The sequence below is a fragment of the bacterium genome (assembly GCA_021372515.1).
Taxonomy (GTDB): Bacteria; Gemmatimonadota; Glassbacteria; order GWA2-58-10; family GWA2-58-10; genus JAJFUG01.
In genome coordinates, this window is sequence record JAJFUG010000140.1 from 1 (window position 1) to 13,853 (window position 13,853).

At 60.1% G+C, this 13,853-nt stretch carries 12 protein-coding genes; 2 read left to right on the plus strand and 10 right to left on the minus strand.

Going from position 1 to position 13,853, the window contains the following annotated elements; all coding sequences use genetic code 11:
• Nucleotides 1-437, plus strand: a 437-nt coding sequence (locus LLH00_13385; protein MCE5272265.1) for a hypothetical protein, incomplete at its 5' end; no start/stop codon positions are given.
• A gap of 478 nt (nt 438-915) precedes the next feature.
• Nucleotides 916-1,569, plus strand: coding sequence for a hypothetical protein (locus tag LLH00_13390; GenBank protein MCE5272266.1), 654 nt, complete (start codon nt 916-918; stop codon nt 1,567-1,569).
• Nucleotides 1,570-1,688: 119 nt separating this feature from the next.
• On the opposite strand, the gene LLH00_13395 is transcribed toward LLH00_13390, so the two are convergent.
• From LLH00_13395 to LLH00_13440, 10 genes are all read right to left on the minus strand, one after another.
• The gene (locus LLH00_13395) at nt 1,689-2,105 is read right to left on the minus strand and encodes an iron-molybdenum cofactor biosynthesis protein (GenBank protein ID MCE5272267.1); all 417 of its coding nucleotides are present in this window, start codon (nt 2,103-2,105) and stop codon (nt 1,689-1,691) included.
• 19 nt (nt 2,106-2,124) lie between these two features.
• Nucleotides 2,125-2,631: a DUF134 domain-containing protein gene (locus LLH00_13400; protein ID MCE5272268.1), complete on the minus strand. Its 507-nt coding sequence runs from the start codon at nt 2,629-2,631 to the stop codon at nt 2,125-2,127.
• A 149-nt stretch (nt 2,632-2,780) separates the two neighbouring features.
• The gene (locus tag LLH00_13405; GenBank protein MCE5272269.1) at nt 2,781-3,899 is read right to left on the minus strand and encodes a DegT/DnrJ/EryC1/StrS family aminotransferase; all 1,119 of its coding nucleotides are present in this window, start codon (nt 3,897-3,899) and stop codon (nt 2,781-2,783) included.
• Nucleotides 3,892-4,422, minus strand: coding sequence for an N-acetyltransferase (locus tag LLH00_13410; GenBank protein MCE5272270.1), 531 nt, complete (start codon nt 4,420-4,422; stop codon nt 3,892-3,894). Before LLH00_13410 ends, LLH00_13405 begins: the two co-directional genes overlap by 8 nt.
• 10 nt (nt 4,423-4,432) lie before the next feature.
• The gene (locus tag LLH00_13415) at nt 4,433-5,479 is read right to left on the minus strand and encodes a Gfo/Idh/MocA family oxidoreductase (GenBank protein MCE5272271.1); all 1,047 of its coding nucleotides are present in this window, start codon (nt 5,477-5,479) and stop codon (nt 4,433-4,435) included.
• Nucleotides 5,480-5,638: 159 nt separating this feature from the next.
• The gene (locus LLH00_13420) at nt 5,639-6,361 is read right to left on the minus strand and encodes a glycosyltransferase family 2 protein (GenBank protein MCE5272272.1); all 723 of its coding nucleotides are present in this window, start codon (nt 6,359-6,361) and stop codon (nt 5,639-5,641) included.
• 248 nt (nt 6,362-6,609) lie between these two features.
• A complete protein-coding gene (locus LLH00_13425) occupies nt 6,610-9,753 on the minus strand; it encodes a PAS domain S-box protein (protein ID MCE5272273.1) in 3,144 nt (1,047 codons plus the stop codon).
• Nucleotides 9,754-10,114: 361 nt separating this feature from the next.
• Nucleotides 10,115-11,809, minus strand: coding sequence for a hypothetical protein (locus tag LLH00_13430; GenBank protein ID MCE5272274.1), 1,695 nt, complete (start codon nt 11,807-11,809; stop codon nt 10,115-10,117).
• 57 nt (nt 11,810-11,866) lie between these two features.
• Nucleotides 11,867-13,111, minus strand: coding sequence for a prolyl oligopeptidase family serine peptidase (locus LLH00_13435; protein MCE5272275.1), 1,245 nt, complete (start codon nt 13,109-13,111; stop codon nt 11,867-11,869).
• A gap of 220 nt (nt 13,112-13,331) precedes the next feature.
• On the minus strand, nt 13,332-13,853 hold a 522-nt coding region (locus LLH00_13440), incomplete at its 5' end, for a hypothetical protein (GenBank protein MCE5272276.1).

The window sequence follows — 13,853 nt, forward strand, 5'->3', positions numbered from 1 at the left end:
ACAGCGCCCCGGCCGGGCTGTACCGCGAGGACCTGGATTTCAACTTTGACTCGAAAGTGGACAGCCAGGATGCCGAATATTTCCTGTTCTTCCTGTTCCGCGAGAACCGGGCGCTGAGCACACCCTCCGGCCAGAGCATGAGCCGCAACTCGCTGCGTGGCGCGCTCCGTTTCCTGGAACAGATGCAGGCGCGCCACCCGGAATGGCTGGACCGGTCCGGGAAGAGCCAATGCAACGCCCTGCTTCAGGCGCTGACTCCGCTGCCGCTGTCGGATTCACTGGAAGCAGACCTCAACCGGGACGGCCGGGTGGACATGTTCGACCTGCTCACCCTTCTGCGCTGGGGCGCGCATGGCGACCCGCGCGCGGACTGGAGCGGGGACAACGCTTTCACCGGCGAGGACATCCTGATGTTCCTGGGACAGTTGCAGAGATGAATTAAGTGGTGGATTTGAATGGAAAGCCCCTTGGGCAGGTGCGCTGACTGCCACCTCGGCGGCATGCCGAATAGAAACTGGCTGCCGTTAAACTTTGGAGCGCGAGAGCCCCCGGCTGTGCAAACGGCCGGGGGCTCTCGCGCTATGGCGATCAAGATTAAAATGATTGTGTATTGACAAACGCGGATAATTGATATATACTAATATCAAAATAGTAAAAACAAGATAAACGAGTTAAAAGTGTCTAAAATGAAAAGAATGTTAATTAGTTAATAGAGTGACAATGCCAAATGTACGGAAACTGGATTAAATCGACTAAGAACGGCAAGTTGTGTAGAATCAATTGAAAGGCCATACAAATATGGAAAAATGATTATCCCGCTCGGTGTTGGATCCTGGTGAAAGGAGTCTGCCATGATCTGATTTGGCTTTTCCTGCATGGTTCTTAAACCCTACACTTATGATGGGAGAAACCGCCATGTTGAGAATGGCCGCTTTATCCGTCCTGCTGCTGGTCGTTGTCCTGCTGGTTGGCTGCAAGGAAAGCAGCTCCAACCTGCTGACCACATCTTCCTCCGAGCTGGCCTCCGTGCCGGAGACTTTCACCTGGAAGTATCTGGACAATAACGGGGTCATGGTGCAGAAAGAAGTGCTGCCCGTGCCGTGGGACGGCAAGAGCAAGCTGGAAGACGGCGTGCTGTACAGTTTCAGCAGCCTGGACCAGATGAAGGAAGCCTACGCCGGGGATGCGGTGAGCCTGAAAGAAATCGAGGAGATGGAGAGCCTGGCGGCATCCGGGCAGAAGAAGAAGGAAAGCTCAATCCAGTTGGCGGCGCTTCCGCCCAACTCATGGGTCACGATCGATCTCTACCACAATCCATATGTCGTATCGGCCACTGTCGAGACCAACAACGGGGCGTACACCGACGGGGCGACCATCACGCACCGGCTCAGGATGTGGGAGAACGGGTCGTTGGCTTTTTCTGCGACTGTCCCCTATTCGGACGGGCTGGCGCATCACAACGTGATGGACCATACTTTCCCTTGTCCTACAAGTGTTGAGGCAAGCGGGTCCGTCACCTCATCGACCGGCGGCCAGACCGGAAACTCCGATACGGAAAGCTGCCCCTGATACGGGTCAGCCCTTGGATATCGAGCTGATGTCCGGGCTGCGGATATGAGAAGGTGGTGACAACTGAACGCCCCCGGCTGAATCCTCAGCCGGGGGCGTTGTATCGATAGAGAAATCTTTCAACTGTGGCAGCCGCAGAAACCGCCGCCTTTGGGCAGGCTCCCGGCCAGAAGGGCCAGCACCGCCTCCTCGGCCGTGCCCTGGAACGGCGTGGGGATGGCCTGGATGCCGTTGGCGGCCAGGTCCTGCGCCGCGCGCATGCCCATGCCGCCGCATATCACGGCTTCGCAGCCGGCCAGGGCCTCCAGGATGCTCGCATGGGAGTGGTGCGAGTGCCCGGGTGCGTGCTCATGCCCATGCCCGTGCTCTCCCTCGGGGTTGTCGCATTCGCCCCGGGCGTGAGCGGTGAAACCGTTCTGCATCACCCGGCTGGACTTGATCCGGCCCTCTTCCACCTCGAACACCACAAAGCAGGCGCAGCGGCCGAAATGCGGGGAAATCCCGACCCCGTCGTTCGATGGTACGGCGATTCTCATTCCGTTGTCCCTCTATTGTTCAGTTGTTTTCCGTTCCCTGTCCGATTCCGGCGCTCCGCCCGTGACGCCCCCGCAGGCAGCGGCGGCGCTGTCCGTGCCCGCGGCCCGCTCCGCCGTTTCCGTCCGTGCGGTGAAGGTTGACTCCTCCGCAGGACGGGCAGAGGGGCGGCCGTCCGGTGCACCAGGATACGGACCAGGCATGATTGCAGTCCAGGCAGGTAAAAGTCCTCTGGTCAGGCATCTCAAAAGTCCCTCCCTCGATGCGCAGCGCCTTGGCCTCAACCAGGGCCGAGGCCACCTTGCGCCGCGCCGATTGGATTATACGCCCGAAAGTCTGGCGTGAGACATTCATCCGCGCTGCGGCGCTTTCCTGGTACAACCCCTCATAATCGGCCAGACGGAGGGCCTCCAGTTCATCCACGGACAGAATCACCTCCTCCAGTGCGGAGGTAGGGGTGCCGGCGGGCTTGAACAATCTGCAGCCGGGCATCCGGTCGATCATTCTGCGGCAGCAAGGACGGGGCAGACGTACCTCCTTATGAGCATATGCTCATAATAAATTGGAATCCGCCGGAAGTCAACAGAATAATCCCCATGCTTTGCGGCGTTCCGCCAAAAAAAAGGACCGCCCGAAAGGGCGGCCCTTCGATTGTCAGGATATGATTTCGTTTCGGCTCAAGCCTTGTAGAATTCCCTCACCGCGGCTGTAACCCGGTCCACCTGCTCCGGGGTGATCTCCGGGAACATCGGCAGCGAGAGTATCCGCCCGGCCAGACGCTCGGCCACCGGGTAGCTGCCCTCACCCAGGCCCAGGTCGGAGTAGGCTTTGTGAAGGTGGATCGGCACAGGGTAGTGGATGCCCCACTGGATTCCGCTGCGGCTGAGGTGCTCGCCCAACTCGTCACGGCGCTCGCACTGGATCACGAACAGGTGGAACACGTGGCTCTCCGGGGCGTTGTGGTCGAACACGGGGGCCTTGACCCCCGGCACACCCTCCAGGCCCTTGGCGTAGCGCAGGGCGGCCTCGAAACGGGCGCGGTTCCAGCTGTTCAGAAGCGGCAGCTTGGTGTCCAGCACAGCGGCCTGGAGCGAGTCCAGGCGGCTGTTCAGGCCGATCGACTCGTGGATGTATTTTTTCACCGAGCCGTAGTTGCGCAGAAGGCGCAGCCGGTCGGCCAGGCCCCGGTCATCGGTCACGATCATGCCGCCGTCGCCGAAGCCGCCCAGGTTCTTGGCCGGGTAAAAACTGTAGCAGCCCGCCGCGCCGAAACTGCCGCTGCAGCGACCAGCCCAGCGCGCGCCGTGGCTCTGGCAGGCGTCCTCCACCAGCAGAAGGCCGTTCTCGCTGGCAAAGGCGATCACGCGGTCCATGTCCAGGCACTGGCCGTACAGGTGCACTGGGATGATGGCCTTGGTGCGGGCGGTCAACTTCGTCCTGGCCTGGTCGAGATCGATCAGGAAAGAATCCGGGTCGCAGTCCACCGGGACCACGCGCGCCCCCAGCTCAGAGACCGCCAGGGCTGTGGCGATGAAAGTGTTGGCCGGGATCAGGACCTCATCCCCGGGGCCGATGCCCAAGGCGCGGCAGGACAGGCAGAGGGCATCCGTGCCCGTGGCCACGCCGATCGCCTCGGCCGAGCCGATGAAGGCGGCGAAATTCTTCTCGAAACGGCTCACCTGCGGGCCCAGGATGTAGCTGCCGGCCTCGCAGACCTCCAGCATGGCCCGGTCGAACTTTTCCCGGTGCAGAAGGTAGTTGAGCTTCAGGTCGACAAACGGCACTGTGTCACTCATTTTTCCTCAACTCCTCAACGGGTTGGCCGCCCAGCCAACGGTCCTCCGGGCTGATCTGGCGGATTACACGGGCCGGGACCCCGGCCACGACCGTATGGGGGGGAACATTCTTTGTCACCACGCTGCCCGCGCCCACCACCGCGCCCTCGCCGATCTCGATGCCGCAGAGGATCACCGAGCCGGTGCCCAGGCTGGCCCCGCGGCGCACCACGGTGTTCTCCACGGTCCAGGTGCCGTCCGCCGCTTTGGGTGAGGTGGGGTAGCGGTCGTTGATGAAATTCACGTTATGCCCCACGAACACGTCATCCTCGATGATCACGTTGGAGCAGATGAAGGTGTGGGTCTGCACGCGGACCCGCTTGCCCACTGTAACATCGCGCTGGATCTCGACAAAGGCGCCGATCTTGGTGCCGTCGCCGATCCGGCAGCCGTAGAGGTTGGCATGGCCGTGGACTATCACGTTCTCACCGAAGATGACATCCGGGGCGATGGTGCAGAACTGCCCTACGCGTGGTTCTCCCATTGGCCAGGCCTCACTTTACCGGTTGCTGCAGTCCGTTGTTTTTCAGGGATTCCTGCGCCGCGAGCAGGGTGCGGGTGATATCCACCGCGAAACGCCCGTCGGTCATGATCTTTTTCCCGTCCAGGATACTGCTCACGAAGCAGTCGATCATCTGGCCCAGCGGTTCGGCCATCTTGATCTTGGGGCTGATTATGTCACCGTCGCGCAGCAGAAAGCGGAACGCACCGAAATCCGGCTCCGCGTCGCCGTTCAGGGCGATCCCTTTGCGGAAGATACGCACCGGCTCCAGGTTGTTCAGGTCATCGAAATCCACCCGGGCTTTGTCGCCGATCAGGCGCAACAGGCGCTCCTTGTTGGAGTCGAGCCAGCTCAGGTAAATGTGGCCGATCACACCGCCCGGATAGTAGAGGGTCAGGAACGCCACATCGCAGCGGTTGCCCGACAGGGGCATGGCTCCGGTGGCGGCCACCTTTTCCGGCACCGCGCCCAGGATGTAGTTGAAAATGGAGATGTCGTGCGGGGCGAGGTCCCAGATCACGTCCACATCCTGGCGCACCAGGCCCATGTGCGAGCGGTTGGAGGTCAGGTAGTAGAGCTTGCCGACGGTCTTGGAGTCGCCCAGGGTCTTGAGCTTGCGCACGGCGTTGTTGTACAGGAAAGTGAACCCGACCATGATCTTCTTGCGGCGCTCGGCGGCCAGACGGCACAGCTCCTCGCCCTGTTCGGTCAACAGGGTGAAAGGCTTTTCGCACAGCACGTGCTTGCCGGCCAGGAGGGCCTGCCGGGTCAGGTCGTAATGGGTGGAGGAGGGGGTGACAATGGCCACCGCCTGCACGGCACGATCGGCGAAGACCTCGGCCGGGTCGGTCACGAAACGGCAGTCACCCAGCGGCAGGGACTGGACCTTGCGGAAAGCTTTCTCGTTGGTGTCGCAGACATACTTGAGCGACGCCCGCGGGTGGTTGGCAAGGTTGCGCGCCACATTCGGCCCCCAGTGCCCGAGGCCGATCACGCCTACGTTCAGGATTTTTTTACCGGATTCAGTCTTCTGGCTCATCTTGACAGGAATTCCCGACGGATTGAGTGGAAAAGGCACGGACGGCCGGATCGATCCACAGCCCATTACTGTACGGGCTGTGCGGCCGACATAGACTTGACCTCAGGCAAAATAGCAATTTCCATGCCTGAGAGGTCGGGCAATGGGAGGGGAAACGCTTTATTTTTTCAGCCCGAACCGCAGGTAAAACAACGGTCTGAGAATACTCCACCAGCCCTTGAACGGCACCATTTTGGTGTAGCCCAGCTGGCGTTCCTTGGGGTAGTACTTGGTCACCGGGACCTCGGTGGCCTTGTAGCCCAGAGAGAGAACCATGTAATAGAAATACGGCTCCAGCTCATAGCGGTTTAGCCAGTCCTGCTTCAGATTGATCCGGGGGTCTTTCAGGATCGAGGCGCGGAACACGCGGTAGCCGTTGGTCCCGTCGGTGATCTTCCGGAACATCAGCGCGCTGAAAATCCAGGAATACACCTGGGTGAACAGGCTGCGGAACAGCGGGTGGTTGACCCTCTTGCCGCCTTTCATCCAGCGCGAGCCGTGGACATAGTCGTAGCCCTGGTCCACGATCTTCTCGAGGAAGCGCGTGACCTCGGCCGGCTCGTCCTGGTCATCGCCGGCCAGTTCGACTATGATCGAGAACCCCTTTTCCAGGCCATAGAAAAAGCCGGTGCGGTAGGCCGCGCCGGCCCCCATGTTCACCGCGTGCCGGACCACGGTGGCCCCGGCCTCGGCGGCCTCGGCCGCGGTGTTGTCCGTGGACCCGTCATCCACCACCACCACCTCGTCCACTATGTTCAGCGGCACCTTGCGCACGCTGTTTCCGATCTTGCCCGCCTCGTTGAGGCAGCCCATCACCGCCAGAATCTTTTCACCTTTGTACATTCAAATCGACCTGTCCCAGATTGATGGATGAAAAACAATTCGAAAAAACCGAAAAGGCAACTTATCGATCATTGATTACATAATATAGGTGGTTCAAAAAGCGTTGTCAAAATAAAAGCGCCATCCGTCAACCCTGCGGATAATTATATCCGATTATAATTGAACAAGCGATGTAGGATTGGAGGGCAACGGAAAACCGTGTGCGTATCTTGGGCATACCTCAGACTGGAAGAAACTGTTCCAATTTTTTAATCTGCCTCTTCCAGAGTTTCCCGGACCTTGGCGGCCAGTTCTCTCATCGAGAAAGGCTTCTGGAGAAAATGAACCCCCCTGTCCAGTACGCCGTGATGGGCGATCACGTTGGCCGTGTAACCAGACATGAAAAGATGTTTGAGGTCTGGATAGATGGGGGAAAGGTGTTTTACCAGGTCCCGGCCGTTCATCCCGGGCATGACAACGTCGGTCATCAGCAGGTGTATCCCGCCGGTGTAGTGCTTCGCCAGATTGATGGCCGCGGCTGGGCTGGAGACTGCCAGAACCGTGTACCCCAGGCGTTCGAGCATGGTCGTGGTCAGGTTCAGGATGGCTGGCTCGTCCTCCACCAAAAGGATTGTGCGGTCGCCGGGGGGCTCGGCCGCCGCCGGGCTTTCCTCCGGCTTGATCCTGATTTCACCGAAGTGCCTGGCCATATAGATGTTGAAAGTCGTACCCTGGCCCGGCTCGCTGTAGACATTGATAAAACTGTTGTTCTGATTCACGATGCCGTAAACGGTGGCCAGCCCGAGGCCGGTGCCTTTACCCACCTCCTTGGTGGTGAAGAACGGTTCGAACAGGTTTTTCATGGTTTCCCGGCTCATACCGCGACCGTTGTCACTCACCGACAGACATACATAATCTCCCGGGGTATAGCCAGAATGGCCCGCGCAGTAGAGTTCGTCCAGGGTCACATTCTTGGCTTCGATAACTATCCGGCCAGTGTCCGCGATGGCATCCCGTGCGTTGATGCACAGGTTGGCCAGTATCTGGTCGATCTGGGAAGGGTCGAATCTCACGGGCCAGAGCTCTTTGCCCGGGACCCAAACCAGATCCACATCCTCGCCGATCAGGCGTTTCAGCATGTTCAGCACGCCTTTTACCGTCTCGTTCAGGTCGAGGATCCTCGGGGTGACAGTCTGCTTGCGGGCGAAGGCCAGCAACTGCTGGGTCAAAGCGGATGAGCGCTCGGCGGCTTTCAGGATTTCATGCAGCTCGCCGTGGAGCGGCTGGTCCGGGGCCACCTGGGTCAAGGCCAGCTCCGTATGCCCGAGAATCACCAGGAGCATGTTGTTGAAATCATGGGCCACTCCACCGGCAAGCCGCCCGATGGATTCCATTTTCTGGGCCTGGGCCAGCTGTACCTGCAACTTCTCCTTTTCCTGCTCGGCCTGCTTGCGCAGGACAATTTTCCAGACTGCATCCATCATCAGTGTAAGCTGGCGGATATCCGAATCGTCGTAATCGTTCTGCTTGTCGGCCACACCGACCACGGCTGCGATTCGCCCTTCGCTGATAACCGGAATCGCCAGAAAATTGTGCAGGCGGCCGGGGGCATTGAATCCTTCTGAGACTGCAAGGCCCGGTGCGCCGTTGTTGTTCAGCACGAGGGCTTGTCTCTGCTGCACCACACGGTTGAGCAGGCCGGTCTCGATCATCTGGCCGAAGAGCCGGGGCTCGGCCGCACTTGTCTGCTGCCCGGCTCCACCGGCCCAGGTGTTCAGGCTGAATTCGTTCCTGGCCTCGTCATAGAAATATATATACCCGGTCTGGCTGCCGGTCAGGGCGATCGCCTCGTCGAGGGCAAAATCCAGCAGGCCCGGGAGGCTTTCAGCCGGATACTGGTTGATCCGCAACAGGCTTTCCAGCCGGGCCTCGTTCAGCTTGATCGCCTCCAGGGCTTGCATGCGTTCGGTAATGTCGCGGCCGGTGCCGATGAGGCTCGTGATTTTGCCAGTCTCATCCTGGATCGCCTTGGTCGTCCAGCTCAGCCAGCGCCAGCCGTCCACTGTCCTGGCCCTTGCCTCAAAACTGCCCTGGTGGAGGGAAGAGGGCAGATTATCTTCCATCTGTTGCAAATCGTCGGGGTGCACAAGTGGCTTGTAGGCGGCGCCGATCAACTCCTCCGGCTTCTGGCCGAACAGCTTGCAGAAAGCAGGATTCACATAAAGGAAACGCCCTTCCAGATCTATCTTCACGATCAGGTCCTGCTGGCTTTCGATCAGGAGCCTGTATCTTTCCTCGCTCTCGCGCAGCGCCTGTTCGGCTCGCTTGCGCTCGTTAATGAACCTGGCCTGAAGCACATTCTGGTAGGCGTGTTTCGACAACTGGCTGGCGAGGGTGAACAGGGCCAGCGTGACTTTCTTGAACTGACTTTGAGACATGACAGGCACTTCGTGGAAAGCCTCGACAAACTGCTCCTCATCGACCTCGAGCAGCCGGGCGTACTCCCGCATTTGCTCGTCGGTCTGGCTCCCGTCGCGGACCTGGCCGATCAGGAAATTGGCGAGGTGCCTGCCGCCGACCGAGATGCCGGCGCCGGCGCCCCAGAGCCCAGCGCTCAGGCAGGGACGGACAGTCGGGACTTTCACGCAGTCACGGCCGAGCATGGAATCGGAATGCATGCACTTGGCGCGCCCGACCTCGCTCCGGCGGATGGTTTCGGAGCAGAGACGGCAGAAATTGCCCGGCTTGGTTATTGGGGTCCCGTCGGGGTGGGTGATGAGCGCCGCCACTCCGGTCGCCTCAGCGAAAGTGTCCTGGAGATATTGAAGGTCTTTGATGTCGAACAGGTCCTCAAGTGTAATGCCCTCCAGGCTGTCCGTGGGTTGAATCAACGCCCGCATGCGCTTTTCCAGCGCCTCATCCTCCCGCTTGCGTTCGGTGATATCCACGGCCAGGCAGAGGATGGCTTCTTTCTCACCCCACTCAACCCGCTTGGCGTTGATGAACAGCGGCAGGATAGACCCGTCCTTGCGGTGATGGTTGATTTCGAAAGCGGTTTCTCCCTGTTCCCGGACCGTTTTCAACCTTGATTCGCATAGACTGGCGTTATCGGTTGTGTTCAGATCGCTCAATCTGAGAGAGGAGAACTCTCGCTCGCTGTAGCCATAGTATTCCAGAGTCCGTCTGTTGAAGTACAGGCAACGGCCCTGGAGGTCGTGCACCATTACGGCGACAGGGGCGGCTTCCAGCAAGGCTGAGGTGTCCCGGATGTCCTGCAGGAATGAATTCGGTTTGCACTCATCCGAGTGGGCTGGTTCCTGGCGTTTCCTCAGGCAGGAAAGTTCTTTTTCCAATTCCTCGATGCGCTGGAGCAGAATGGCAGTATCCAGTGACTCGGTCATGGCGTTTTTCATTCCCTTTGTTTTGATCTCCGAGAGCTTATCTATAGTATGCTTTGAACGAGCCACCAGCGACCTGATTTTCTTTAATATAGCTTATAACTCTTTGGTATGTCAATCCCTCGCAATGTCAAGCCTGCCCGGTTTCCGAGCCTTGTGACATCGCCAGCGGAATGCATCCGCGAGGCTGTAAGACATGGTTTAGCTTTCTCGATACCGCTGCCCCCGATCCGGCCGCCCGGCCGTAAAGAAGGATTATACGGATAGCCCGCGATCCCGGATTGCGACAGCCCAGTCCGAAAAACAAAGCCGCTGAGAGCAATTCTCAGCGGCTTTTTCATCGATTCCGGCCTGTGCGCCAACCCTCTCCCTGAATTCAGTGCCTGCCGCTCACCAGGTCGCCGAAATCGGCCAGCAGGTCGTATTTCTGCTCCCAGGTCGTGTACATGATCCCGGAGGCGCCCGGTACGTTTTTCATGGCCTTGAGCCAGGCCCGGGTGTTGTCCAGGTTGTCGGCATCGTAGTAGGCGGCGGCGACTGTCCGGTGGCCCAGGCCGGAAAAGTGGGCCAGGCTCTTTTCTTTTATCTCGTCCCACCAGCACACTATCGCCAGCTCGCTCGGCACGTATTCCCAGCTCCCGGTATACAGTCCGGAGGCCAGGAAATAGTAATTTTTACCTTCGTAACTGTCTCCGGCGTTATGGTTGGGGTCCAGCATGTCGCTCCAGATGAAAACCTCGGCCCCAGGGTTGGCCTCGGTGAGCAGCTTGTATTGCCGGGTGATGCAATCGCCGAGCATCTCGCCCAGGCTCAGGCCCCGGTCGGTGCAGGCCTTGCAGGTGCCGCCGGCCCTGATTTCATCCATATCCAGGAAAAATTTCTTCGCGCCTACGTACTTTGCCATCAGTCTGGCCTGGCCGGCCCATATTTCATAGACTTTTTCCTCGGACGGGCAGGTGGTAATCTGCTCTTTGCCCGGCACCGAGCGGGACCCGTGATAGTAGCTGACCCGCAGGCGTTCGCCCGGCGTTATCCGCGACTGCGGAGCGAGCTTGATCGGCGGGCCGTCATGCTCGAAGCGCTGGTCCATTTGCGGGTCCTCGACATGCAGGTAGTCCCGCCCCTCCTCGTAGACAGTGGCCGCGGCCTCGCTGCTGACCGTGAGCGGGGCCCCGGGACGGCGCAGCACGTTGACCAGACCCACTTCCTCGATCTCCAGCCCGTCGATCCAGAACCGGCCCTCTTTGGCCCCCGGAGTGCCGACCGAAATCTCGATCTCGTCATTGCCCCAGCTGTTGAAACCCAGCGCCAGCCGGGTCCAGTCGTTGGTGTCGCCCCAGCGGGGGATGTACTCCCCGACCATCCTGTCCTTGCCCAGCGCCTGCATGCTGAAGCACCGTCCAGGAGCCAGCCGGTCAGTCTTGACCCAGCAGCTGACCACATAGCAGCGCCAGGGTTTCACTTTCACTTTCTGTTTCAGCATGGCCGGCCGTTCGCCGAACCCGGCGAAATTCCGGAAGCAAAGCGAGACCTTGCCTTCCTTGAAATCCGAAGAGTCCTGGCTTATCACCCGGTCCAGGCTGTCCGGTTGCACGAACCCGGCCACTTTGCCGTCCTTCAGCTCCTCGAAACCGCCGTTGACCAGCCCCACCGGCTCGTCGGAAACAATATGCGCCTCTGTCTCTCCGGCCACGAACAACTGGTCCCGCACAGGCAGACCGGCGGCCAGGTTGGGGTCCTGGGCGAGAGTGCTGCCGTAGCCGACCGAGAATACCAGGGGGATGATTTCCACTCCCTGGCTTTCGCAGGTCGCTTTCACCTCGGCCAGGCCCTTAAAATAGTCCTCGCCCTGCAAGTCCAACTGGTCGAAGCCGGCTGTGAGGACCATGCCGTTGAGGCCGTGCTGGCCCGCGGTCGTGACGATCTGTTTGATTCTCTGGACCTCGGCGGGCCGCCCCAGATCGCCGCTCTCGACAAACACCCAGCGCCAGGGTAAAACCTCGGCCCCGGAAGAACAGACGCATAGACACAACAAAGCCGGAAGCAACAGGGATATGGTTTTTATTCTCATGCTCTTGCCTCACTCGGTCAAGGTTTCAGTCAAACAGAAAGGTTGTGGCAGGGCCGCTCAGGCTTTGAGCCAGCGGTCGAACCAGCCGAACGCCTCCTCCTGCATCGGCACGTCCAGCTTGTGCGGGCCGGGATAGTAGGAGCACTTGAAATTCCCGGCCGCTCCGGCCTTGGCGTACACCTCGGCCAGGATGCTCTCGGCGCGCTTCATCTCGGGCACGGTGTACAGCTCGTCATCCAGGTCATCCAGCACCAGCGTGGGCAACGGCACCCGCAGCCCCAGTATCTCCGGAAAATCCAACTCCCCGGGCAGAAGCGGCACGTAGGTCATCCAGGTGTGCGTGAACGACTTGTTCAGCATAAAATCCCGCCACGTGGTCATGAACCCCGCGCAGACCGCGCACTTGATCCGCGGATCGAGGCCCCCCAGGAACACCGTGCGCATCCCGCCGCCCGACAGCCCGCCGCAGCCGACCCGCTCCGGGTCCACCTCCGGACGGGCGCACAGGATGTCCAGCGCCACCCGGTCCTCGGCGAAATACACCCCCGGCCAGGTCGTACCGGCGCAGAAAAGAGACTTGGCCATGATCGACTCGTGGTCCGAGGCCCAGGCGTTGTAGGCTTCAACATTCTTCGGGTCTTCCGGGTTGTCGTCGGTCAGGCCCCGGCGGATCACCGCGGGCACATCCCGCAGCAGCACCCGCCGGCTGGCGAACGGGAACGTGTCGTGCACCAGCACCACGTAGCCGCGACGGGCTACCTCGTTGGCCCAGGCCCGCCCGCCGTAGTCCAGCTTCTGGTGCTCCACTATCATCGGATGCTGATTCTCGGAGGTCTTCGTGATCTTGCGCTTGCCGAAATATTTCCAGCCCCCGTGGTCGTGAAGGGCCAGAATGCCGGGCAGCTTGCCGGTGGCGCCGGCGGGCTTCAGAAGGTAGGCCTCGGTGGCGCGGCCGTAGGGAAGCTGCCAGCTCAGCTCCTCGATCTCCAGGCCCTCGAACGTGTACTTCCGGTTCACCTTCACTTCCGGCGCCGGGCCGATCTCCGGCACCGCCATACGCTCCAGGGTGCGGCCATGCGCTCGCTCGCGCCAGGCTTTCAGGTCGGTAAACTCCGGACGACGGAAAGAATAAGTCCCGGGGCCCTCACCCACCAGCGAGGCCGCCCACTCGCCGTAGGCCCCGATCAGGCTCAACCCTGACGCTCCGGGTGCTGCCGCGGCCTGCGCCGCCTGAGCGCCCTCGGACGCGGCGGCGAACGCCGGGCTGAGCCCTGCGGCATTCGCTGAGATAAAGCCGAGCATGGCCAGGTCTCCTATGAATTCCCTCCTTGAAAAAGGCTTTTCTCTTGATCCATCGCACCCGCTCCGGCTGGTTCGGCATGCATCTGTCTTCTTTCTCATTGGCAAGCCTTCGAAAAGAGTTCAAGTCCCTCGACACGCTTTGCTTTTATTTCAATGCTACCGGCTTGAGCCATAGCTTACGGCCAAGCCGGCAGCATTCACCATCTGCATTCAGGGATTTCTAAAAGCCCAGGCTCACCGTGAAGAAATTATCCGCGCTCAGACGGCCCTTGTTCCGGTATGCGTAGTTGAAACTGATCGTACGCCCGGCGACCTTGCGCATCATTCCGCCGCCGAAACTCAAGCCTTGCAGCGTTGGATCATCACCCCAGTACTTGTATCCGAAAGCATCCGTATCCTCGGTGTATTCATCGGTCTGGATGAGCCAGCCGAGGCGCAGGGCCCCCGATATGAACTGGGTGAAATTATAATTCAATTCGGTCCCGGTGGCATAGCTGAGCGGTATGTTGCTGTTGCGCCAGATCTCACCGGTAGCCAGCCAGTTGGCTTTCTCGCTGGTCAGAAGGTTGTACGACAGGGCCAGCTTGAGCACCGTGGGCAGACGGTAGGTGTGCGTCTGGCGGTACATCCAACGGTTCGCACGGCGGGAAGTGCTGGTCTTCAGGTCCGAATAATCGCTGTACCCGGAGGGATAGCTGTCGTCATAATCCTCCGGACCCACTTCATACAGAAGGTTGGGGCC

What these genes read in the sequence shown, in the direction of transcription:
- LLH00_13390 (MCE5272266.1), top strand. Translation starts at nt 916, where the DNA reads ATGTTGAGAATGGCCGCTTTATCCGTCCTGCTGCTGGTCGTTGTCCTG.
- LLH00_13395 (MCE5272267.1), bottom strand. Translation starts at nt 2,105, where the DNA reads ATGAGAATCGCCGTACCATCGAACGACGGGGTCGGGATTTCCCCGCAT.
- LLH00_13405 (MCE5272269.1), bottom strand. Translation starts at nt 3,899, where the DNA reads ATGAGTGACACAGTGCCGTTTGTCGACCTGAAGCTCAACTACCTTCTG.
- LLH00_13410 (MCE5272270.1), bottom strand. Translation starts at nt 4,422, where the DNA reads ATGGGAGAACCACGCGTAGGGCAGTTCTGCACCATCGCCCCGGATGTC.
- LLH00_13415 (MCE5272271.1), bottom strand. Translation starts at nt 5,479, where the DNA reads ATGAGCCAGAAGACTGAATCCGGTAAAAAAATCCTGAACGTAGGCGTG.
- LLH00_13420 (MCE5272272.1), bottom strand. Translation starts at nt 6,361, where the DNA reads ATGTACAAAGGTGAAAAGATTCTGGCGGTGATGGGCTGCCTCAACGAG.
- LLH00_13425 (MCE5272273.1), bottom strand. Translation starts at nt 9,753, where the DNA reads ATGAAAAACGCCATGACCGAGTCACTGGATACTGCCATTCTGCTCCAG.
- LLH00_13430 (MCE5272274.1), bottom strand. Translation starts at nt 11,809, where the DNA reads ATGAGAATAAAAACCATATCCCTGTTGCTTCCGGCTTTGTTGTGTCTA.
- LLH00_13435 (MCE5272275.1), bottom strand. Translation starts at nt 13,111, where the DNA reads ATGCTCGGCTTTATCTCAGCGAATGCCGCAGGGCTCAGCCCGGCGTTC.